The sequence below is a fragment of the Stenotrophomonas sp. LGBM10 genome (assembly GCF_046736075.1).
In the GTDB taxonomy this organism is placed as follows: domain Bacteria; phylum Pseudomonadota; class Gammaproteobacteria; order Xanthomonadales; family Xanthomonadaceae; genus Stenotrophomonas.
This window is the reverse complement of sequence record NZ_CP177163.1, coordinates 460758-485371: the sequence shown is the minus strand read 5'-3', so window position 1 is coordinate 485371 and position 24614 is coordinate 460758. Positions and strand designations below refer to the sequence as shown.

Here is a 24614-nt window from a genome sequence, read left to right as displayed (position 1 = left end):
GACGCGCGCGGCATGGGGCAGGCGCGGGCCGTGCCGGCAAACGGACGCAGGATCGACGATGAACAGGACGTACATTGAGCAGTTGCGCGCGAAGGGCCTGGAACTGGCCGCGCATGGGGATCAACTGCGGATCAGCGCCGCCAAGGGGGTCATCACCCCCGCGCTGGCCAGCGAGCTGAAGGCGCGCAAGGCGCAGATCCTGCAGGGGCTCGCGGAAGAGCAGGCTGCCCCCATTCCGTTGTCCTTCCAGCAGCAGCGCCTGTGGTTCCTTGATGAGCTGGGGGGCCAGGACGGCACCTACAACATCTCCACCGCGTTCCGGATCCACGGCCGCATGGACGTGCCAACCTTCCAGAGCGCGTTCGACACCCTGGTGGCACGCCACGAAGCGTTGCGCACGCGTATCGAGGTGGTCGACGGCGAAGCAGCACAGGTCGTCGATCCCGGCCCTGGCAGCGGCCTGGTGGTTCATTCCACGCCCACCCCGGCTGCCGGGCGCGACGCCCGTGCGGCCGCGCTCTACCAGCAGCAGGACCAGGTGCGCTTCGCGCTGCGCCAGGGCCCGCTGCATCGATTCGAGCTGCACCAGTTCGCCGAGGATGACCATCTTCTGTTGACCAATGTTCACCATCTGGTGTTCGACGGCTGGTCGTCGGCAGTGATGGTGCGCGAACTGGCAGCGCTGTACACCGCAGGCCTGGAACACCGCCCGCTCGCGCTTCCGGCACCGGCGCGGCAGTACCGCGACTTCGCCCGTTGGCAGCGACGCCAGCTGCAGGGCGGGCAGTGGGATGCCCAACTGGCCTATTGGACCCGAACGCTTGACGGAATGCCGCCGCTGCTCGATCTTCCGCTGGATCGGCCGCGCCCGCTGCAGCGCGGCGCGCGTGGGGCAACCTGCCCGATCCGGATCGGGGCGGACCTGAGCCGGCGGCTCGCCGGGTTCAGCACCGCCAGCGGCTACAGCCCGTACATGATCGTGCTGGCGGCACTGACCGCCGTACTCGGCCGCCTGTCCAGCCAGGACGACGTGGCGGTAGGCACCATGATCGCCAACCGCAATCACGGCGAGTTCGAGAATACGCTGGGGTTCTTCGCCAACACACTGGTGCTGCGTACGCGGATTCCCGCCGCGACCACATTCGCCGATCATCTCGCCGCGACGCGACGCATGGTGCTCGATGCATTCGATCATCAGGATGCGCCGTTCGAGCGCATTCTCGACAGCCTGCAGGTGGAGCGCACCCCGGCCTATACCCCGCTGTTCCAGGCGATGTTCGTCTGGCAGGGGGCGGTCAGCGCTTCGCTCGATCTTCCCGGTCTGCGCTTCGAGGACATCTATCGCGACAGCGGTCAGGCCAAGTTCGATCTGACCTTCACCCTCGTCGAGGAAGGTGACGAGATCCGGGGCGGGTTGCAGTACAACACCGACCTGTTCGACCCCGGCACTGCCGAGCGCATGGTGGCGTGCCTGCAGCATGTGCTCGACCAGGCGATCCGTGCGCCGTCGACGGTGTTGGAACAGATACCGCTGATGCCGGCGCAGGCATGGGTGCCCACTGCATCCTCACCCGCGCCCCTGGCCGGGGAGGGCGATATCGCCAGCCGGTTCGCGGCGGTGTGCGACGCGCATCCGGCTGCGACCGCGATCACCTGCGGCGACGAGAACATCCCCTATGCAGATCTCGATGCACGGGCCAACGCGGTAGCCGCGCTCCTTGCCGGCCACGGTATCGGGCGTGGTGATCGCGTGGCGCTGTTCATCGACCGCTCGGTTGACCTGATCGTGGCGATGCTGGCGGTGTGCAAGGCGGGCGCCTGCTATGTGCCGGTTGACCCCAATGGCCCGATCGAGCGCCTGCGGCATATTCTTCAGGATGCCGGCGTTGCTGCCAGCCTGGTCGGTACGACGGCGCAGGCGCAGTACGCACGCGTGGACGACGGCAACCAGCTCGCGCCCCGGGTGCTGGACATGGCGGCCAGCCAGGGCGCGTCCTGCAGCGAGCGTCCGCAGGTCGCGGTGGGCGTGCAGGACCCGGCCTATGTGATCTACACGTCCGGCTCGACCGGATTGCCCAAAGGCAGCGTGATTCCGCATGGCAACGTGCTGCGTCTGTTCGATGCCACGGCCCCCTGGTTCGGTTTCGGTGCAGACGATGCCTGGACGCTGTTCCATTCCAGCGCCTTCGATTTCTCGGTCTGGGAGATCTGGGGGGCATTGCTTCATGGCGGGCGCCTGGTCATCGTGCCGTACCTGGTCAGCCGCGATCCGCAGGCGTTCCACGCCCTGCTGATCGATCAGCAGATCACGGTCCTCAACCAGACGCCGTCGGCGTTCCTGCAGCTTGCCGAGGCCGATGATGCGGCGGGCGAGGCGCAGCGGCAGAAGCTGGCGCTGCGTTGGGTGGTGTTCGGCGGCGAGGCGCTCACGCTGCCCGCGCTGGCGCCGTGGTTCGCCCGGCGCCAGGGGGCGGGGCCGCGTCTGGTCAATATGTACGGTATCACCGAGACGACCGTGCACGTGACCTACCGGGAGATCGTCCAGGACGATACCCGCCAGCCGCGCAGCCTGATCGGTGTGCCGATCCCCGACCTCAGCCTGCACCTGCTCGATGCCGATCTGCGGCCGGTACCGACCGGCGTCCTTGGCGAACTGCATGTCGGCGGTGCCGGCCTTGCGCAGTGCTACCTCGGCCAGCCGGAACTGACCGCACAGCGCTTCGTGCCCGATCCGTTCGGTGCCGGCGGCGAGCGTCTGTACCGCACCGGCGATCTGGCGCGCATCGGCAACGACGGGCAGCTGGAGTATGTGGGCCGACGCGACGCGCAGGTCAAACTGCGCGGGTTCCGTATCGAGCTGGGCGAGGTGGAACATGCCGTAGCCGCATTGACCGGCGTCTCCAACGCACTCGTGCAGCTGCGCGACGTCCCCGACATCGGCAAGCGTCTGGTTGCCTACATCACACCGGACCCGGCAGTCGTGCTCCCCGACGTCACCGCGCTGCGTGAGGCCCTGTTGGCCCGCCTGCCGGAGCACATGGTGCCGACGGTATTCATGCCGCTCGCGCGGTTCCCGCTTACCGCCAATGGCAAGATCGACGTGGCGATGCTGCCGCTTCCCGCATTGGCCGTGGCCGACAGGCGCAGCGGCACCGGGCCGCGCGACGCCGCCGAGGCAGCGTTGCTGGCGATCTGGCAGGTGGCACTGGGCCGTGACGACATCGGCGTGGATGACAACTATTTCGCCCTGGGGGGCGATTCGATCCGCAGCATCCGCCTGATCGCGCAGGCACGGGCCAGGGGCGTCATCTTCAGTGTGGCCCAGTTGTTCGCGGCCCAGACCGTTGCCGCCCTGGCCAGGCTGGCGACGTTCGACGAAGCCGCCGTCCCACAGGCGGCGACGCTGGATGCCTTCGCGCTGCTGGAGCCCGGCGAGCGCGAGGCGCTGCCGGGCGACGTGGTGGATGCCTATCCGCTCGCGGCGCTGCAGGCCGGCATGATCCATCATTCGCTGCTGGATCCGGGGCAGGGCCATTACCACAACGTGTCCAGCCTGGCAGTGCGCGGTTGCCCGATGGTGGCGGCAACCTTCCAGGCTGCGCTGGCCGCCGTGGCAGCGCGTCATCCGATCCTGCGCACCTCGTTCAGCATGGATGGCGCCGGCCGCCCGTTGCAGCGGGTGCACGCCGATGTGGCGGCGGCGTTCCACTGCATCGATCTGCGGCAGTCGAGCGCGGCTGCGCAGGTGGAGGCCATCGACGCCCTGATCGCGGCCCAGAAGCAGGCCCCGTTCGATCTGGAACAGGCGCCGCTGTACCGCATCTTCATCCAGATCACCGGCGCGGACGCATTCCAGATCACCTGGGTGGACCATCACGCCATCCTCGATGGATGGAGCGTCGCCTCGTTCTTCACCGAGTTGTTCGACACGTATTTCCGCCTGCGTCGCGGCGAGTCCGTTGCCGTGACGCCGCTGCAGAGCCAGTACCGCAATTTCGTGTCGGCCGAGCGCGCCGCACTGGCGGACGCGGCTACCCGCGCGTACTGGGCCGGTGTGCTGGAGAGCGCACCGTTCCTGGCACTGCCGCGGTCCCCGGGCACGGCCGACGACACCACCGGGTTCCGTTGCGAGGTTGCATTGCCCGACGGTCACTCGGATCGCCTGCGTGCGCTGGCCCGTGAAGCCGGCGTGCCGCTGCGGACCGTGCTGCTGGCCGCCCACATGAAAGTGCTCTCGATGCTGGGAACGCAGCAGGATGTGGTGAGCGGCGTCGTGTCCAATGGCCGACTCGAGCACGAGGACGGCGACCGCTGCCTGGGCCTGTTCCTCAATACGCTGCCACTGCGGATGTCACTGCCCGGCAGCGCAAGCTGGCGCCAACTGTTGGCCGGTACGTTCGCCGCCGAGCAGGGCCTGCTGGCCAACCGGCGGTTCCCGTTGTCCGAACTCCAGCGGATGAACAAGGGCGAGCCGTTGTTCGACGTCGCCTTCAACTTCATCAGCTTCCACGTGCTGCGCCAGATGGACGATGCCCTTCCGCAGGGGTTCGAGGTCGAGCAGCGCGAACAGTTCCAGCGCAACAGCTTCGCGCTGATGTGCGGGTTCCGCGAGGACCCGGGCAGCGGTGTGGTGGGGCTGGACCTGCAGTTCGATCCGCAACGCCTGTCGCGTCTCGATGTGGAACGCGCGGGCCGCTGCTACCGGGCCGTGCTGGAGGCCATGCTGGCGTGCCCCGGGCAAGCCCACGACGCGGCCGCCTGGCTGGACCCGATTGATCGCGACTGGCTGCAGGGCGTGGCCGAGGTCGGCATGCTGTCGGCGGCACGGCCATCAGTGGATGAGCGCGTGCAGCGTCAGGCCCGTCTCACGCCGGCGTTGATCGCCGTGGAGGCGGCGGGCGTGCAGGTGTCGTATGCGCAGCTGGACGCCGCGGTGTCGCACCTGGCCCGCCAGTTGGGCGAACGCGGTATCGGCGAGGGCGACCGGGTCGCGGTCTGCATGCAGCGCGATGCCGGGCTGGTGGTTGCGCTGTTGGCCATCCTGCGGACCGGTGCCGCCTACGTCCCGATGGATCCGGGCTACCCGATCGAGCGGTTGCAGTACATCGCGCGCGATGCGGCACCGGCACTGCTGCTGGCAACGCCCGGCACGGAGCGGGCGCTGGCGGACTGCGTCCCGGCCATCATGGACGCAACGGCAGCGGAACTGCTTGGCCACGCTGCCACCGATGTGCCGGCCATGACCCGCCGCGGTGACGGACTCAACCACCTCATCTACACGTCCGGTTCCACCGGCGTGCCCAAGGGCGTCGCCATCACGCGCGGCGCCACGGCCGCCATGCTGGATTGGGCCGTGCAGACCTACACGGCGACGGGTCTGCGGCGCACGCTCGCCAGTACTTCGATCTGCTTCGACCTGTCGGTGTTCGAGCTGTTCGCTCCGCTGTCCTGCGGTGGGTGCGTGGTGCTTGTGGACACCATCCTCGACCTGGTCCATACCGATGTTGGTGCATTGAGCCTGGTCAACACCGTGCCATCGGCGCTCGGTGCGATCCTGGACGCGGGGCGCCTGCCGCGCGTGGACATCATCAACGTGGCCGGCGAGCCGCTGCCACGCCCGCTGGTCGACAAGGCCTACGCCCATCCCGGCGTGCAGGCCGTGTTCAACCTGTACGGCCCCTCGGAGGACACCACGTACTCCACCGCCGCCTGCGTACCAGCGGGCACCGGCTGCAAGCCCAGTATCGGAGTGCCGCTGCCGGGCACGATGGCGCATGTGCTCGACAGCGCATTGAACGTCGTGCCGCCCGGCGCCATCGGCGAGCTTTACCTGAGCGGGGAGGGGCTGGCACGCGGGTACCATGACCGCGCAGTGATGACCGCCGAGCGCTTCCTGCCGTGTCCAGGCGGCGCGCGCCCCGGCGAGCGCATGTACCGCACCGGCGACATCGTCCGCTTCCTGCCCTCGGGCGAGCTGGACTACCTGGGGCGCAGCGATCACCAGATCAAGCTGCGCGGTTTCCGCATCGAGCTGGGCGAGATCGAGCACGCGCTCGCAATGCTGCCCGGCATCCATGCCAGCGCGGTCCTGGCCGACGACCCGGCCGAGGCACAGCGCCGGCTTGTGGCCTACGCGCAGGTGGATGGCGACGCGGTGTCCGAAGCCGGCGTGCTGGCGGCGTTGCGGGCCCGGCTGCCGGAGTTCATGGTGCCGTCGCGCGTGGTGTTGCTGCCGGCCCTGCCGATGACGCCGAATGGCAAGATCGATCGTAAGGCGTTGCCTGCCTTGGCGCTGGCGGACGCGGAGGCGACGGCTGAGGCGGTCGCTGTGGCGCCGCCGTTGCCCGGCACCGAAGCGCTGATTGCCGAGGTGTGGAGCGCGGTGCTGGGCTGCGCGGTGGTCGACCGTCATGCCGGGTTCTATGCGCTGGGGGGCGACTCCATCCTGGGCATCCAGGTGGTCGCCCGCATGCGGCGGCTGGGTTACGACCTCACGCCGCGGCTGTTGTTCGAACGCCAGACACCGGCCGCACTGGCCGCGTGCATCCGCCGTGCCGACACGCAGACGATGCGCTGCGAGCAGGGCCCCATCACCGGCACGGTGGAGGTCGCGCCGGTGCAGCAGTGGTTCGTCGACCAGGCCCTGGAGCGTTGGCAGCACTGGAACCAGGCCGTGGTGTTCGAACCGGCGCCGGATATGGATACCGCAGGGCTGCGTGCGGCGCTGGGCCTTGTGATGGCGCACCACGACATGCTGCGTGCCAGCCTGGTGCCGGACGGCGACGCAACGCGGCAGTGGATTGGCACCGCCGAATGCGAGGCCGACCTGGTGGAGGTGGACATCGATCCCCCAGGCAGCCCGCACGGCGATGCGCAGTGGCTGGCGACGGCGGACGCGCTCCAGGCCTCGTTGGACCCGGCGCAGGGCCGGGTCTTTGCCGGTGCGTGGGTCCGCTGCGAGGGTGGGCCCACCCGCCTGCTGCTGGTGGCGCACCATCTCGTGGTGGACGCCGTGTCCTGGCGTGTGCTGATCGAAGATATGGAAACGGCCTGCAGTGCCGTTGCGCAGGGCAGCGCCGCCGCGTTCCCGGAAAAGACCACCGCGTACCCGTACTGGACCCAGCGCCTGCTGGGCGACCTGCGTGCGGGACGCTGGGAGGCCGAACGCAGCTACTGGCAAGCGGTTCTGGACACGCCCGCGCCTGCATTGCCCCGGCAAGGTGGGGGTGCCAACGATGTCCGCTCGGCGCGCAACATCGGGGTCACGCTGGATGTCGAGGAGACTGAACGCCTGCTGCGCACCGTGCCTGCGGCCTACCAGACCGAGATCAACGACATTCTGCTGTTGGCGCTGGCGCAGGCGCTTCGTGCGTGGACCGGCCAACACAGCGTCGCGCTGACGCTCGAAGGCCACGGCCGCGAAGACCTGTTCGACGACATTGACCTGTCCCGCACCGTCGGCTGGTTCACCTCGATGTATCCGGTCAGCCTGGTGCTGGAGGAAGGTGCCGACCTTGCAGCCGATCTCAAGGCAGTGAAGGAGCAGCTGCGGGGCATTCCCGCCAAGGGCATCGGCTTCGGGATGCTGCGTCACCCCGCAGCGGGTGCAGCACGCCTGCCGCGATCCGGCGTACATGCCGACATCGGCTTCAATTACCTCGGCCAGTTCGACGCCGGCACACCAGGCAACGCGGACCTCTGGCTGCGTCCGTGCAACGCGCCAACCGGCGCGCTGCACGCCCCGGAACAGCAGCGTGCACACCTGCTGGACATCACCGCCGCCGTCACCGGACGACGGTTCGGCGTGAACTGGACGTACTCGGAGAACATCCACGATCAGGCCACCATCGCGGCGCTGGCGGATGCGTTCATGGCAAAGCTGCGCGCCATCATCGCGCACTGCAGCAGCCCCGGACACTGGGGGCGTACACCGTCGGACTTCCCGCTGGCCAGGCTCGACCAGACCACCCTGGACGGCGTGCTGGAAGCGTATCCGGACGGGGTGGAGGACATCTATCCGGCCACCCCCCTGCAGCAGGGTCTGATCCACCACTCCCTGCTCGATCCGGATGGCGGGACCTACCTGATCCAGATGGATTTCAGCCTGCCCGGCGCGCTGGATGTCGACCGGCTGGTTGCCGCCTGGCAGCGCGTGCTGGCCGGGCACGCGATCCTGCGCACCGCCTTCGTGCAGCTCGCCGACAGCCGCCTGCTGCAGGTGGTCCAGCCCGCCCCGGCACTGCCCGTGCAGCGGCTGGACTGGCGCACCCGGCAGAACGATGTCGACGCCGCGTGGCGGCAGCTGCAGGCACGTGACCGTGCCGTGGGGTTCGACTTCGCGGTGGCGCCGCTGCTGCGCCTGCATATCGTGCAGCTGCCCGATCAGGCGCATCGCCTCCTGTTGACCTACCACCACGCGCTGTTGGACGGATGGTCCATTCCGCTGCTGCTGGAGCGTGTGCATACCGCATATGCGCGTGCTGCCGACGGCCAGGCCGATGCTGGGCCGGAAACGTTGGGCAGGCCGTTCCGCGACTATGTCCAGTGGCTTGCCGGGCGGCCCGTGGAAGCGGCGGAGCGCTACTGGCGCGAACACCTGGACGGGCTCGGCCAGGCGACGACGATCCTGCAGGACGCCACCAGTGACGCACAGGGCAGCGCGTGCCAACGCCGGACCGTATCGCCGGCGCTGCATGCCGCGATCGATGAACTGGCGCGTCGCGAGGGCACTACCCCGAGCAGCGTGCTGCAGCTGGCGTGGGCGCGGGTGCTGTCCCGCTACAGCGGCCGCCAGGATGTGGTGTTCGGTGTCACCGGTGCCGGCAGGCCGCCGGAAATGGCCGATATCGAGGCGTCCGTGGGCGTGTTCATCAACACCGTTCCGGCACGCTTCCAGCTGACGGCGAACGCGCGCGTCGGCGATCTCCTGCGCCACTGCCACGCGCAGCAGGTGCAGCGCGACGAGCATGCGTTCCTGCCGTTGTCGCGTATCCAGGCCCTGTCGGACGTACGCGCGGATACGCCACTGTTCGAGTCGCTGCTGGTGTTCGAAAACTATCCGGTGGCCAACGGCGGCAACGATGACGACCCGACATCAGGCGGCCTGCAGGCATCGCTGCTCGGCTCGCAGGAGCGCTCCAACTATCCGCTGAGCCTGTGCATCGTGCCTGCGGCCGATCATCTGGTCGTGAACCTCAACCATGACCTGGCCCGCTACCCGGTCAGCCAGGCATGCGCGATGCTCCAGCACTTCGAACAGGCGCTGCAGGGCATCGTCGATCACGTCGATGCACCGCTGGATCGACTGCCGACCCTGATCGCCGACCAGGCGGCCGATATCCGCCAGTGGAGCGGGAACACGCATGCGGGGCTGCCCCCGCGTTCGCTGCTGCAGCAGCACGCCGCCGTCGTCGCCCAGCATGGGGGGCGCACTGCCGTGGTCGATGCGGACGGCAGCCTCGACCACGCCGCGCTGGATGCGCGCGCGTCGGACTGGTGCGGATACCTTGTCGGTGCCGGTGTGCGGCCTGGCGATATCGTAGGCGTCCACCTGCCGCGCGGGCGCGAACTGGTGGCGGTCATGCTGGGCCTCTTCAAGGCGGGGGCGGTGTATCTGCCGCTGGACCCGGCCCAGCCGGCCGAACGCCTGCGCTGGATCCTGCAGGACGCTGCACCGGGTTGGGTCGTGTGTCCTTCGGCCGAGGCCGGTGCCGAGGTGCTGGCGGGGCAGGCGGTGCTCACGCCGGCCGGCCTGACCGGTGCCCACCGTGCCGGAGACGGAGTCGGCATGGCAGCGTGGTCGCTGGATGCGCCGGCCTACATCATCTATACCTCCGGTTCGACCGGACACCCGAAGGGCTCGCTGTCGACCCATCGCGGCCTGGGCAACGTCGCGGCGAGCCAGGCGCGCGCGTTCGAGCTGGGCGTGGAAGACCGCCTGCTTCAGTTCGCCGCGTCCGGATTCGATGCCTCGCTGTGGGAGATGGCCATCGCTCTGTCCTGCGGCGGCGAACTGCACGTCGTGGACGATACCGGCAAGCAGCTCGGCGAGGGATTCGACCGGTTCCTGCAACGGGCCCGTCCGACCTGGGCAACGCTGCCGCCGTCCGTCCTGCGCCACCTGCAGCCTGAGCAGTTCCCCGACCTGCGTACGCTGGTGTCGGCCGGTGAAGCGTGCGACGCGGACATCGTGCGGCGCTGGTCGGCGGGGCGGCAGTTCCACAACGCCTACGGTCCCAGCGAGGCCAGCATCTGCGCCACGCGCACCGTCGTGCGGGATGCTGCGGTATCGCCCGGTATCGGTTACCCCATCGAAGGTACGTATGCCCGCGTGCTGGATGCCAACCTCGACGCGGTCGTGCCGGGTGTGGTCGGTGAACTGTGGGTGGGGGGCGTCGGGCTGGGCCAGGGCTATCTGGGCCGGCCGGACCTGACCGCGGCAGCGTTCCGTCCCGACCCTGCGGCCACCACCCCGGGTGCGCGCCTGTATCGCACCGGCGACCTGGCCCGGCATCGGGCCGACGGTTGCCTGACCTTCCTGGGGCGTATCGACCACCAGGTCAAGATCCGTGGCTTCCGTGTCGAGACCGGCGAAGTGGAGGCGGCCCTGCTGTCGCTGGACGCCGTGCTCGATGCGGCCGTGCTGGTGGCCGTGGACGCGCAGGGTACCCCGTGCCTGCATGCCTGCATCGCCACCGATGCCGACGATGCGCCGGCACCGCTGCGCGATCGTCTGCGCCAGGAACTTCGCAGCAGGCTGCCCGACTACATGCTGCCGTCCCGCTTCAGCTTCCTGGCCCAGCTCCCCCTCACCGTCAACGGAAAGGTGGATCGGGCCGCGCTCGCCGCGCTGGACCCTGCCGTGGTCGATGCGCCTGCGGGCGACCTGGAATCGGACACCGAACGCACGTTGGCGCGGATCTGGTCCGCCGTGATCGGTGGCAGCGTCGGCCGTGACAGCGACTTCTTCGATATTGGCGGCAACTCGCTGTCTGCCATGCAGGTCATCCGGGAGGTGCGCGATGTGCTCTGGCAGGGCGCCCGCATCGAGGACCTGTACCGCAATCCGCGTCTGTCCGACCTGGCGCGCCACATCGATACGCTGCAATGGCTGACGGCGGAAACGACCGCTCCATCGGAAGCCACGTTCGAGGACCTGCTATGACGATCATCCCGAGCCTGCTGGAACAACTGCGCCAGCTGGACGCGCGGCTCACCGTGCAGGACGGCAACCTGCGCATCCAGTCCCCGCGCGGCCCGTTGCCGCCGGTGCTGCGCGAGCAGCTGGTCGCGCACAAGCAGGAACTGATCGTCGCCCTTGGCGGTGAGGGTGCCGCCGCCGAGGAAACGGCGATCATGCCGGCGGATCGATCCGGACCCGTGCCGCTGTCGTTCGCGCAGCAGCGGCTGTGGACGCTGGACCAGCTGGGCGCGGACGGCGCGACATACGCCATCCACATGGGCCTGCGGCTGCAGGGGGCCGTCGACGTCGCGGCAATGGGATCGGCGCTGGATACCCTGGTCGATCGCCACGACATCCTGCGCAGTCGATACGTCGCCGATGATGGCCAGCCGATGCAGGTTGTCGATGCGTCCGCAGGTTGTCCGTTCGACGTCATCGCGATCGACCCGGACCAGCTCGACGCGCGCGTCGCGCAGCATGCCGGGTTGCCGTTCGACCTCGCCGCCGGCCCGCTGTTTTCGGCCGTACTGTTCACCTTGGGCGCGCAGGAACACGTTCTGTCGCTGCGCATGCACCACATCGTCGCGGACGGCTGGTCGGCCGGCATTCTCCTGCGCGAACTGACCCAGGCGTATCACGCGCACGCGGCCGCCACCACGCCGGTGCTTCCGGTGCTTCCGGTCCAGTACGGCGACTTTGCGGTCTGGCAGCGTGGGCGGGTCGATGCCGCGCGGTCGGCGGCGCAGCTCGACTACTGGCGCGGCCATCTTGCCGGTGCGCCGGATGGCCTGGATCTGCCCACCGATGGCCAGCGCGGCCCAGTGCAGACCTATGCAGGCGACCTGTGCGCGCATCCGCTGCCCGCCGCGTTGGGGCCGGCAGTGATCCAGCTGGCGCGGTCCCACGGGTGCACGCCGTATGTGGTGCTGGTGGCTGCCTTCGCGGTCCTGCTGGCCCGGCTCGCGCGCCAGGACGATGTCGTGATCGGGGTGCCCCTGGCCGGCCGCGAGCGGCGGGAACTGGCCGGGCTCGTCGGCTACTTCGTCAATACCCAGGCGCTGCGTTTCGCGCTGGACATGCGTGAATCGTTCGACGCGGTGCTGCGCCGCGCCGTCCGCGCCGTGGCCGGTGCGCAGGCCAACCAGGATGTGCCGTTCGAACAGGTTGTGGACGCGCTGGAGGTGAGCCGGCGTCCGGGACGGACGCCCCTGTTCCAGGTCATGTTCGACCTCGAAGCCGGCGCTGATGCGGCCGAGGCGCCAGCCGAGGTGGCGGGAGTGCGCGTGGAGCCCGTGCGCAGTCCGCACACGGTAGCCAAGTTCGACCTTACGTTGAACATGGTCCAGCGCGGAACAGCGTTTTCCGCGCAGTTGGAGTACAACACCGACCTGTTCCAGGCGAACACCATCGCCGGATGGGTCCAGGCCTTCGAAACCCTGCTGGTCGCGGCTGTCGCGGCGCCAACCACCGCCCTGGGTGATCTGCCGCTGCAGTCGCCGGCTCGCGTGGCGCGGCACGTGCAGGCCAGCGAAGGGCCGCGGCGCGCGCTGCAGGGTGACGTGGTGGCCCGCTTCCGCGCGCGGGCGGCGGCATGCCCCGATGCGGTGGCCCTGGACGGTCCGGCGGGCCGGTGGACCTACGCCGAGCTGGAGCGGTGCAGTGCGCACCTGGCTACCCGGCTGGCCGCGGCGGGACTGGCACCGGGTGCCTGCATCGCCTTGAGCTTCCAGCGCAGCATCGAGCAGGTCGCGGCGGCGCTGGCCGTGCTGCGCGCGGGCCTGTGCTATGTCCCGCTGGATCCCGCCTTGCCCGGCGAGCGCGCGGCGTTCGTGATCGAGGACAGTGGGTCGGTCCTGTTGCTGACCCACGCCGGGCTTCATGCGGATGCGCGGCTGCCAACGTGGCGGCTGGACGGGCACTGGTGGGAGGATGCCGCACCGGCGGGCGTGCCCATCGACGTTCCGGCACATCCCCTGCAGGCGGCCTATGTCATCTACACGTCCGGTTCGACGGGGCGGCCCAAGGGCGTGCGGATCGGGCACCACGCGCTGCTCAACCATGCCGAGGCGATGGAGGCGCTGTTCGAGCTTTCACCGCAGGACAGGGCGCTGCAGTTCAGTACGTTCAGTTTCGACATGGCCGTCGAGGAGATCTTCCCCACCTTGCTGGCCGGCGCAACCCTGGTGTTGTACGACGACCGGATCGGCCTGGACGTGGAGGCCTTCGAAGGCTATCTGTCGCGCGAGCGGATCACCATCGCCAACCTGCCTACGGCTTACTGGCATCTGTGGACCCATGCCCTGCACGGTGCCGATGCCGCGCTGCCCGCACTCCGCCTGGTCATCGTCGGTGGCGAAGCCCCCGCGTTCGAGTGCCTGCAGCGCTGGCGCCGCTGCCGCCCTTCGGTGCGGTGGCTGAACACCTATGGCCCGACCGAAACAACGGTCTCGGCGAGCTGGTGGGAGGGCAGTGCCAGCGATCTGGATCTGCTGCACAGCCGGGTTCTGCCCATCGGGGTGGCGCTGCCCAACAGCGCGCTTCGCGTGCTTGATGCAACGCTGCAGCCGGTCGTTCCCGGCATGGCGGGCGAACTGCACGTCAGCGGCGTCAACCTCGCGCTCGGCTATGTGGGCCAGCCGGCGCTGACGGCGCTGGCGTTCGTGCCCGATCCGCATGCCATTGAGCCGGGCGGGCGCATGTACCGCACCGGCGATCTGGTGCGTTACGGCGCCGACGGGCAGCTGGACTACGTGGGCCGCGCCGACCATCAGGTCAAGGTGCGCGGCTTCCGCATCGAGCTGGGCGAGGTGGAGATCGGCCTGCGCGGTTGTGCGGGCGTCCGCGATGCGGTGGTGGTGGCACGGGCCGATGCGGCCGGCGGCTACCGCCTGGATGGGTATGTGGCCGGTGATGCGTTGCAGGCCGAGACGCTGCGTGAGCAGCTGGCGACGCGGCTGCCGGCCTACATGGTGCCGGCACGGCTGTGCGTGCTCGAGGCGCTGCCGCTGACCCCCAACGGCAAGGTGGACCGCAAGGCGCTGCCGCTGCTGGAGGCGGTGTCCGAGGAGGTGGTGGCAGCCGACGGACCGCTGGAGCAGCAGCTGCAGGCGATCTGGGGACAGCTGCTGGAGCAGCCGCAGATCGGGGTGACCGCCAACTTCTTCCACAGCGGCGGGCACTCGCTGCTGGCGGTGCAGCTGATGTCGCGCGTGCGCGAGGCGTTCGGGGTGGAGCTGGCGGTCAAGGCGCTGTTCGAGGCGCCGACCATCCGCCAACTGGCCACGCGGCTGGCGTCCGCGCCGGGCCGCCGGCGCGGCCCGGCGCTGCAGGCGCAGGCGCTGAGCGGTCCGCAGCCGTTGTCGCATGCCCAGCAGCGGCTGTGGTTCCTGGATCAGCTGGAAGGCGGCTCGGCGACCTACAACATTCCGCTGGCGCTGCGCCTGAGTGGCCCGCTGCAGGTGCACGCGCTGGAGCAGGCGCTGCACGCGATCCTGCAGCGCCACGCGGTGCTGCGCACCCAGGTGGTGTCCATCGATGGCACCCCGATGCAGCAGGTGGTGGCGCTGCCGGACTGGACGCTTGCGGTGCAGCAGCTGGCCGAGCCGGCGTGGTCGGAGCGCCTGTCAGCCTTTGCCGCCGAGGTGTTCGACCTGTCACGTGCGCCGATGCTGCGGGCGCTGTTGCTGTGGGACGGCGGCGAGCAGTACGCGCTGGGCCTCAACCTGCACCACATCGCCGGCGACGGCTGGTCGCTGGGCATTCTGGGCCGCGAGCTGAGCCAGCTGTATGCCGGCTACTGCCGTGGCGTGGAAGCATCGCTGCCGGTGCTGCCGGTGCAGTACGCCGACTATGCACGCTGGCAGCGGCAGTGGCTGGCCGAGGGCGAGCTGGAGCGTCAGCTGGGGTACTGGCGGCAGCAGCTGAGCGGCGCGCCGCCGCTGCTGGAGCTGCCCACCGACCATCCGCGACCGCTGCAGCAGGGCTATCAGGGCCAGGTGCAGGTGTTCCGGATTCCGGCCCAGGTGGAGCAGGGCCTGCAGGCGCTGGCGCGGCAGGAAGGGGCCAGCCTGTACATGGTGCTGCTGGCCGGCTTCAAGGCGCTGCTGTCCTGGTATGCCGGGCAGCAGGACATCGTGGTGGGCACCCCGACAGCCAACCGCGACCGGGTCGAGCTGGAAGGGCTGGTGGGTTTCTTCGTCAACACGCTGGTGCTGCGCGACCAGGTGGACTGGGGCGCGGACTTCGCCGCGCTGGTGCGCCAGGTGCGCGGCACGGTGCTGGATGCGCAGTCGCACCAGGATGTGCCGTTCGAGCACCTGGTGGAGGCGCTGCAGCCGGAACGCCGGTTGAGCCATACGCCGTTGTTCCAGGTGATGTTCGACATGCAGGGCGAGCTGGCCGCCGGTGGTGGCGGGCTGGCGCTGGAGCAGGTGCAGGTGGCCGAGTTCGCGGCCGGCGAGCACCGCATTGCCAAGTTCGATCTGCTGCTGTCGCTGGGCCAGGACGGGCAGGGGCTGGGCGGTGCGCTGGAGTACAACGTGGCGCTGTTCGAGCCGGCCACGGTGGCACGCATGTGCACGCATCTGGTGCGGCTGCTGGAGCAGGTGGCCGCCGCGCCGCAGGCGCGGCTGGACCGCCTGCAGCTGCTGGATGCGCAGGAGATGGCGCAGCGCCGCCGCTGGGACGGGCCGGTGCTGCCGATGCCCTGGCAGGGAGGGCTGGGCGCGTTGCTGAGCCGCCAGGCCCGTCAGCACCCGCAGTCACTGGCACTGGAGTGCGGCGGCGAGCAGCTCGACTACGCCACGCTGGAGGCCCGTGCCAACCAGATGGCGCACCTGCTGCAGGCACGCGGCGTGGGCCCGGAAGTGCGGGTGGGGGTGTGCCTGCGCCGGCAGGTGGATCTGGTGGTGGCCCTGCTGGGCATCCTCAAGGCCGGCGGCACCTACGTGCCGCTGGATCCGGCCTATCCGGCCCAGCGCGTGCAGCAGATCCTGGACGATGCCACGCCGGCCTGGGTGCTGCTGGAGCCGGGCCTGCTGGCCGAGGACGCGGTGCCGGCAGGCTCGGTGCTGTCGTTGCCGGCGCTGTCCGATGTGCTGCGCGCCCAGCCGGTGCATGCACCGGTGCAGGCGGTGTGGCCGGCACAGCTGGCCTACACGATCTACACCTCCGGCTCGACCGGCCGCCCCAAGGGCGTGGCCATCAGCCACGGCAACGTCGAAGCGCTGCTGTACTGGTCCGCGCAGCGCTATCAAGCGCAGGCACTGGCACGTACCGGTGCGGGCACCTCGATCTGCTTTGACCTGTCGGTATTCGAGCTGTTTGCGCCGTGGGCGCAGGGTGGCGCGGTGGTGCTGGTGGACGATGGCCTGGCGCTGGGCGATGCATCGCTGCAGCTGACCCTGGTCAACACGGTGCCCTCGGTGCTGCGCACGCTGCTGGAGCAGGGTGGGCTGGGGCCGACGGTGCAGGTGGTCAACGTGGCCGGCGAAGCGCTGGCCGGGTCGCTGGTGGAGGCCACGCTGGGCAGTGGGGTGGCGGCGATGTACAACCTGTACGGCCCGTCGGAAGACACTACCTACTCGACCGAGTGGAAGGCCGAGGCGGGCATGCGTCCGCTGATCGGCCGGCCGCTGCCCAACACCCGCGCGCACGTGCTGGATGCGGCGTTGAATCCGGTGCCGCAGGGCACGGTGGGTGAGCTGTACCTGGCCGGTGCGGGCGTATCGCGCGGCTATCTGGGTCGTGCCGAGCTGACCGCCGAGCGTTACCTGCCCGAGCCGGGCAGCGACGGTGAGCGCATGTACCGCACCGGCGATCTGGTGCGGTATGGCGCCGACGGACAGCTGGATTACGTGGGCCGCGCCGATCATCAGGTCAAGGTGCGCGGTTTCCGCATCGAGCTGGGCGAGGTGGAGATCGGCCTGCGTGGCTGCGCGGGCGTACGCGATGCGGTGGTGGTGGCACGGGCCGATGCGGCCGGTGGCTATCGCCTGGACGGGTATGTGGCCGGTGATGCGTTGCAGGCCGAGACACTGCGCGAGCAGCTGGCAACACGGCTGCCGGCCTACATGGTGCCGGCGCGGCTGTGCGTGCTCGAGGCGCTGCCGCTGACCCCCAACGGCAAGGTGGACCGCAAGGCGCTGCCGCTGCTGGAGGCGGTGGCCGAGGAGGTGGTGGCAGCCGACGGTCCGCTGGAGCAGCAGCTGCAGGCGATCTGGGGACAGCTGCTGGAGCAGCCGCAGATCGGGGTAACCGCCAACTTCTTCCACAGCGGCGGCCACTCGCTGCTGGCCGTGCAGCTGATGTCGCGCGTGCGTGAGGCGTTTGCGGTGGAGCTGGCGGTCAAGGCGCTGTTCGAGGCGCCGACCATCCGCCAGTTGGCCACGCGGCTGGCGTCGGCGCCGGGCCGCCGGCGCGGCCCGGCGCTGCAGGCGCAGGCGCTGAGCGGTCCGCAGCCGTTGTCGCATGCCCAGCAGCGGCTGTGGTTCCTGGATCAGCTGGAAGGCGGCTCGGCGACCTACAACATTCCGCTGGCGCTGCGACTGAGCGGTCCGCTGCAGGTGCACGCGCTGGAGCAGGCATTGCACGCGATCCTGCAGCGCCACGCGGTGCTGCGTACCCAGGTGGTGTCCATCGATGGCACCCCGATGCAGCAGGTGGTGGCGCTGCCGGACTGGACCCTTGCGGTACAGCAGCTGGCTGAGCCGGCGTGGTCGGAGCGTCTGTCGGCCTTTGCCGCCGAGGTGTTCGACCTGTCGCGTGCGCCGATGCTGCGGGCGCTGTTGCTGTGGGACGGCGGCGAGCAGTACGCGCTGGGCCTCAACCTGCACCACATCGCCGGTGATGGCTGGTCGCTGGGCATTCTGGGCCGCGAGCTGAGCCAGCTGTATGCCGGCTACTGCCGTGGCGTGGACGCAGCGTTGCCGGCCTTGCCGGTGCAGTACGCCGACTATGCGCGCTGGCAGCGGCAGTGGCTGGCCGAGGGCGAGCTGGAGCGTCAGCTGGGGTACTGGCGGCAGCAGCTGAGCGGCGCACCGCCGCTGCTGGAGCTGCCCACCGACCATCCGCGACCGCTGCAGCAGGGCTATCAGGGTCAGGTGCAGGTGTTCCGGATTCCGGCCCAGGTGGAGCAGGGCCTGCAGGCGCTGGCGCGGCAGGAGGGGGCCAGCCTGTACATGGTGCTGCTGGCCGGCTTCAAGGCGCTGCTGTCCTGGTATGCCGGGCAGCAGGACATCGTGGTGGGCACCCCGACCGCCAACCGTGACCGGGTCGAGCTGGAAGGGCTGGTGGGTTTCTTCGTCAACACGCTGGTGCTGCGCGACCAGGTGGACTGGGGCGCGGACTTCGCCGCGTTGGTGCGCCAGGTGCGCGGCACGGTGCTGGATGCGCAGTCGCACCAGGATGTGCCGTTCGAGCACCTGGTGGAGGCGCTGCAGCCGGAGCGCCGGTTGAGCCACACGCCGTTGTTCCAGGTGATGTTCGACATGCAGGGCGAGCTGGCCGCCGGTGGTGGCGGGCTGGCGCTGGAGCAGGTGCAGGTGGCCGAGTTCGCGGCCGGCGAGCACCGCATCGCCAAGTTCGACCTGCTGCTGTCGCTGGGCCAGGACGGGCAGGGGCTGGGCGGTGCGCTGGAGTACAACGTGGCGCTGTTCGAGCCGGCCACGGTGGCACGCATGTGCACGCACCTGGTGCGGCTGCTGGAGCAGGTGGCCGCCGCGCCGCAGGCGCGGCTGGACCGCCTGCAGCTGCTGGATGCGCAGGAGATGGCGCAGCGCCGCCGCTGGGACGGGCCGGTGCTGCCGATGCCCTGGCAGGGAGGGCTGGGCGCGTTGCTGAGCCGCCAGGCCCGTCAGCACCCGCAGTCACTGGCACTGGAGTGCGGCGGCGAGCAGCTCGACTACGCCACGCTGGAGGCCCGTGCCAACCAGATGGCGCACCTGCTGCAGGCACGCGGCGTGGGCCCGGAAGTGCGGGTGGGGGTGTGCCTGCGCCGGCAGGTGGATCTGGTGGTGGCCCTGCTGGGCATCCTCAAGGCCGGCGGCACCTACGTGCCGCTGGATCCGGCCTATCCGGCCCAGCGCGTGCAGCAGATCCTGGACGATGCCACGCCGGCCTGGGTGCTGCTGGAGCCGGGCCTGCTGGCCGAGGACGCGGTGCCGGCAGGCTCGGTGCTGTCGTTGCCGGCGCTGTCCGATGTGCTGCGCGCCCAGCCGGTGCATGCACCGGTGCAGGCGGTGTGGCCGGCACAGCTGGCCTACACGATCTACACCTCCGGCTCGACCGGCCGCCCCAAGGGCGTGGCCATCAGCCACGGCAACGTCGAAGCGCTGCTGTACTGGTCCGCGCAGCGCTATCAAGCGCAGGCACTGGCACGTACCGGTGCGGGCACCTCGATCTGCTTTGACCTGTCGGTATTCGAGCTGTTTGCGCCGTGGGCGCAGGGTGGCGCGGTGGTGCTGGTGGACGATGGCCTGGCGCTGGGCGATGCATCGCTGCAGCTGACCCTGGTCAACACGGTGCCCTCGGTGCTGCGCACGCTGCTGGAGCAGGGTGGGCTGGGGCCGACGGTGCAGGTGGTCAACGTGGCCGGCGAAGCGCTGGCCGGGTCGCTGGTGGAGGCCACGCTGGGCAGTGGGGTGGCGGCGATGTACAACCTGTACGGCCCGTCGGAAGACACTACCTACTCGACCGAGTGGAAGGCCGAGGCGGGCATGCGTCCGCTGATCGGCCGGCCGCTGCCCAACACCCGCGCGCACGTGCTGGATGCGGCGTTGAATCCGGTGCCGCAGGGCACGGTGGGTGAGCTGTACCTGGCCGGTGCGGGCGTATCGCGCGGCTATCTGGGTCGTGCCGAGCTGACCGCCGAGCGTTACCTGCCCGAGCCGGGCAGCGACGGTGAGCGCATGTACCGCACCGGCGATCTGGTGCGGTATGGCGCCGACGGACAGCTGGATTACGTGGGCCGCGCCGATCATCAGGTCAAGGTGCGCGGTTTCCGCATCGAGCTGGGCGAGGTGGAGATCGGCCTGCGTGGCTGCGCGGGCGTACGCGATGCGGTGGTGGTGGCACGGGCCGATGCGGCCGGTGGCTATCGCCTGGACGGGTATGTGGCCGGTGATGCGTTGCAGGCCGAGACACTGCGCGAGCAGCTGGCAACACGGCTGCCGGCCTACATGGTGCCGGCGCGGCTGTGCGTGCTCGAGGCGCTGCCGCTGACCCCCAACGGCAAGGTGGACCGCAAGGCGCTGCCGCTGCTGGAGGCGGTGGCCGAGGAGGTGGTGGCAGCCGACGGTCCGCTGGAGCAGCAGCTGCAGGCGATCTGGGGACAGCTGCTGGAGCAGCCGCAGATCGGGGTAACCGCCAACTTCTTCCACAGCGGCGGCCACTCGCTGCTGGCCGTGCAGCTGATGTCGCGCGTGCGTGAGGCGTTTGCGGTGGAGCTGGCGGTCAAGGCGCTGTTCGAGGCGCCGACCATCCGCCAGTTGGCCACGCGGCTGGCGTCGGCGCCGGGCCGCCGGCGCGGCCCGGCGCTGCAGGCGCAGGCGCTGAGCGGTCCGCAGCCGTTGTCGCATGCCCAGCAGCGGCTGTGGTTCCTGGATCAGCTGGAAGGCGGCTCGGCGACCTACAACATTCCGCTGGCGCTGCGACTGAGCGGTCCGCTGCAGGTGCACGCGCTGGAGCAGGCATTGCACGCGATCCTGCAGCGCCACGCGGTGCTGCGTACCCAGGTGGTGTCCATCGATGGCACCCCGATGCAGCAGGTGGTGGCGCTGCCGGACTGGACCCTTGCGGTACAGCAGCTGGCTGAGCCGGCGTGGTCGGAGCGTCTGTCGGCCTTTGCCGCCGAGGTGTTCGACCTGTCGCGTGCGCCGATGCTGCGGGCGCTGTTGCTGTGGGACGGCGGCGAGCAGTACGCGCTGGGCCTCAACCTGCACCACATCGCCGGTGATGGCTGGTCGCTGGGCATTCTGGGCCGCGAGCTGAGCCAGCTGTATGCCGGCTACTGCCGTGGCGTGGACGCAGCGTTGCCGGCCTTGCCGGTGCAGTACGCCGACTATGCGCGCTGGCAGCGGCAGTGGCTGGCCGAGGGCGAGCTGGAGCGTCAGCTGGGGTACTGGCGGCAGCAGCTGAGCGGCGCACCGCCGCTGCTGGAGCTGCCCACCGACCATCCGCGACCGCTGCAGCAGGGCTATCAGGGTCAGGTGCAGGTGTTCCGGATTCCGGCCCAGGTGGAGCAGGGCCTGCAGGCGCTGGCGCGGCAGGAGGGGGCCAGCCTGTACATGGTGCTGCTGGCCGGCTTCAAGGCGCTGCTGTCCTGGTATGCCGGGCAGCAGGACATCGTGGTGGGCACCCCGACCGCCAACCGTGACCGGGTCGAGCTGGAAGGGCTGGTGGGTTTCTTCGTCAACACGCTGGTGCTGCGCGACCAGGTGGACTGGGGCGCGGACTTCGCCGCGTTGGTGCGCCAGGTGCGCGGCACGGTGCTGGATGCGCAGTCGCACCAGGATGTGCCGTTCGAGCACCTGGTGGAGGCGCTGCAGCCGGAGCGCCGGTTGAGCCACACGCCGTTGTTCCAGGTGATGTTCGACATGCAGGGCGAGCTGGCCGCCGGTGGTGGCGGGCTGGCGCTGGAGCAGGTGCAGGTGGCCGAGTTCGCGGCCGGCGAGCACCGCATCGCCAAGTTCGACCTGCTGCTGTCGCTGGGCCAGGACGGGCAGGGGCTGGGCGGTGCGCTGGAGTACAACGTGGCGCTGTTCGAGCCGGCCACGGTGGCACGCATGTGCACGCACCTGGTGCGGCTGCTGGAGCAGGTGGCCGCCGCGCCGCAGGCGCGGCTGGACCGCCTGCAGCTGCTGGATGCGCAGGAGATGGCGCAGCGCCGCCGCTGGGATGGACCGGTGCTGCCGATGCCCTGGCAGGGCGGCCTGGGTGCGTTGCTGAGCCGCCAGGCCCGCCAGCATCCGCAGGCGCTGGCGCTGGAGTGCGCCGGCGAGCAGCTGGATTACGCCACGCTGGAGGCCCGTGCCAACCAGATGGCGCACCTGCTGCAGTCGCGCCGCGTGGGCCCGGAAGTACGGGTGGGGGTGTGCCTGCGTCGGCAGGTGGATCTGGTGGTGGCCCTGCTGGGCATCCTCAAGGCCGGCGGCACCTACGTGCCGCTGGATCCGGCCTATCCGGCCCAGCGCGTGCAGCAGATCCTGGACGATGCCACGCCGGCCTGGGTGCTGCTGGAGCCGGGCCTGCTGGGCGAGGACGCGGTGCCGGCAGGTTCGGTGCTGTCGTTGCCGGCGCTGTCCGATGTGCTGCGCGCCCAGCCGGTGCATGCACCGGTGCAGGCGGTGTGGCCGGCGCAGCTGGCCTACACGATCTACACCTCCGGCTCGACCGGCCGCCCCAAGGGCGTGGCCATCAGCCACGGCAACGTCGAAGCGCTGCTGTACTGGTCTGCGCAGCGCTATCGCGCGCAGGCGCTGGCACGTACCGGTGCGGGCACCTCGATCTGCTTTGACCTGTCGGTGTTCGAGCTGTTTGCGCCGTGGGCGCAGGGCGGTGCGGTGGTGCTGGTGGACGACGGCCTGGCGCTGGGCGATGCATCGCTGCAGCTGACCCTGGTCAACACGGTGCCCTCGGTACTGCGCACGCTGCTGGAGCAGGGTGGGCTGGGGCCGACGGTGCAGGTGGTCAACGTGGCCGGCGAAGCGCTGGCCGGGTCGCTGGTGGAGGCCACCCTGGGCAGTGGCGTGGCGGCGATGTACAACCTGTATGGGCCCTCGGAAGACACCACCTACTCGACCGAGTGGAAGGCCGAGGCCGGGCTGCGTCCGCTGATCGGCCGGCCGTTGCCCAACACCCGCGCGCACGTGCTGGATGCGGCATTGAACCCGGTGCCACAGGGCACGGTGGGCGAGCTGTACCTGGCCGGTGCCGGTGTGTCACGCGGCTATCTGGGCCGTGCCGAGCTGACCGCCGAACGCTACCTGCCCGAGCCGGGCAGCGACGGTGAGCGCATGTACCGCACCGGCGATCTGGTGCGGTATGGCGCCGACGGACAGCTGGACTACGTGGGCCGCGCCGACCACCAGGTCAAGGTGCGCGGTTTCCGCATCGAGCTGGGCGAGGTCGAGATCGGCCTGCGTGGCTGCGCGGGCGTACGCGATGCGGTGGTGGTGGCACGGGCCGATGCGGCCGGCGGCTACCGCCTGGATGGGTATGTGGCCGGTGATGCGTTGCAGGCCGAGACGCTGCGTGAGCAGCTGGCGACACGGCTGCCGGCCTACATGGTGCCGGCACGGCTGTGCGTGCTCGACGCGCTGCCGCTGACCCCCAACGGCAAGGTGGACCGCAAGGCGCTGCCGCTGCTGGAGGCGGTGGCCGAGGAGGTGGTCGCTGCCGACGGTCCATTGGAGCAGCAGTTGCAGGCGATCTGGGGGCAGCTGCTGGAGCAGCCGCAGATCGGGGTGACCGCCAACTTCTTCCACAGTGGCGGGCACTCGCTGCTGGCGGTGCAGTTGATGTCGCGCGTGCGCGAGACGTTTGGGGTGAGCCTGCCGCTGTCGCTGGTGTACCGCGCGCCCACCATCCGCGGTTTCGCCAGCGCGATGCACACGCCGGCGTCGGCCACGATGGTGGTGCCACTCAACCGCACCCAGGATCATCCGGTGGTGTTCGCGATCCATGCCGCCGCAGGCGACATCGGGCGCTACCGCACCCTGGCCGAGGCCCTGGACGGCAGGTTGGGCGTGCACGCGATCCAGCGTCCGGAGAATATCGGCGAGACGCCGGTGGAGCTGATTCCGATCGACGTGCTGGCGCAGAAATACGTGCGGCAGATGCGCACGATCCAGCCGCATGGACCCTACCGTCTGATGGGGTGGTCACTGGGCGGGCTGATCGCCATTGAAGTGATCCGGGAGCTGGAAAAACAAGGGGAAAGTGCCGCCCTTCTGGTGACCATCGACACGGTCTGGCCAGTGCAGAAAACACGTGATTTTGTGAGTGACTGGATCAATGGACAGCCCTGGAAATGGGTGCTAGAGTCGATCGCTGATGACAAGGGGGTAATGGACGTACTCGATGAAGCCATAGGCTTCAGTCACGACGGCATTCTGGACGCCATGAAGGGGAGATTCAGGGCACTGGCCGCAGCCAATCTGCTGGCGGTTCTGGATCAGCGCACGGACGGAAGCATCCAACCGGATTTCCATCTACGCATCATCGCGGAAGGAACGGCGGAGACCATGGATATGGATCTCCAGACGGCGATGGCTGGGCGCTTGGTCGATGCCGTTGGATCGCGTGTCATGCGGGTCCGCGCCGATCATTTTTCGGTCATCGATCATCCCTCCGTCGCAGCGGCCTGCGCGGACGTGGCGTCTGCAACCGCATGACGCCACAGGACCCGTCGCGCGCGCTTCAAATCAGTTCCCGT

Annotated in this window: 2 protein-coding genes; both read left to right on the top strand. The window is 69.8% G+C overall.

The genetic code is table 11. The features are described from left to right. The first annotated feature begins 58 nt into the window (after positions 1-58). Complete coding sequence (locus ACLB90_RS02035; RefSeq protein WP_411851393.1) at positions 59-11164, top strand: amino acid adenylation domain-containing protein; 11106 nt, start codon at positions 59-61, stop codon at positions 11162-11164. Beyond that, complete coding sequence (locus tag ACLB90_RS02030; RefSeq protein ID WP_411851392.1) at positions 11161-24573, top strand: amino acid adenylation domain-containing protein; 13413 nt, start codon at positions 11161-11163, stop codon at positions 24571-24573. The genes ACLB90_RS02035 and ACLB90_RS02030 overlap by 4 nt, the downstream gene beginning before the upstream one ends. The last annotated feature ends 41 nt before the right edge of the window (positions 24574-24614 follow it).

What these genes read in the sequence shown, in the direction of transcription:
- ACLB90_RS02035 (WP_411851393.1), top strand. Translation starts at nt 59, where the DNA reads ATGAACAGGACGTACATTGAGCAGTTGCGCGCGAAGGGCCTGGAACTG.
- ACLB90_RS02030 (WP_411851392.1), top strand. Translation starts at nt 11,161, where the DNA reads ATGACGATCATCCCGAGCCTGCTGGAACAACTGCGCCAGCTGGACGCG.